1 pseudogene is annotated in these 588 nt (G+C 72.6%); it reads left to right on the top strand.

Annotated features, from left to right (window positions below):
- Positions 1–588 (top strand): annotated as a pseudogene (locus ACYVG5_RS21455) (hypothetical protein); the annotation flags it as partial.

The raw sequence follows: 588 nt of genomic DNA on the forward strand, positions 1-588 counted from the left end.
GCGTCGGCAGCGCCACCTACGCCAACGGCCACGTCGCCTTCCAGCGCACCGAGATCGGGGCGCGCACCTTCGTCGGCAACGCCGCGTTCATCCCCTCGGGGGCCACCCTGGGTGACGGGTCGCTGATCGGCGTGCGCTCGGTACCCCCGGCCGACGGCGTCCCGCCCGGCACCGCCTGGCTGGGGTCCCCGGCGTTCTACCTCCCGCGCCGGGAAATGTATGAGGACTTCACCGAGGCGCAGACCTTCACCCCGTCCCGGCGGCGGATCCGGGCCCGGTACGCCATCGAGTTCCTCCGCATCGTGCTGCCGAGTTCGATCCTGGGCGTGGCCATGTTCGCCACCCTCTACGGGGTGGCCACGGTCGCGGCGGCGTGGGGCACGGTGGCGTCGGTGCTGCTGGCGCCGCTGATCGCGCTGGCCTCCAGCGTCGCCGTGGTCCTCGGGGTCGCGGCCTTGAAGTGGGTGCTGGTCGGCCGGTACAAGCCCCGCGTCCGCCCCCTCTACAGCGGATTCGTCCGCCGCACCGAGTTCGTCACCGGCATCTACGAAGCCGCCGCCGTCCCCGCACTGCTCACCTTCCTCACCG

The sequence above is a fragment of the Modestobacter lapidis genome (assembly GCF_054780755.1).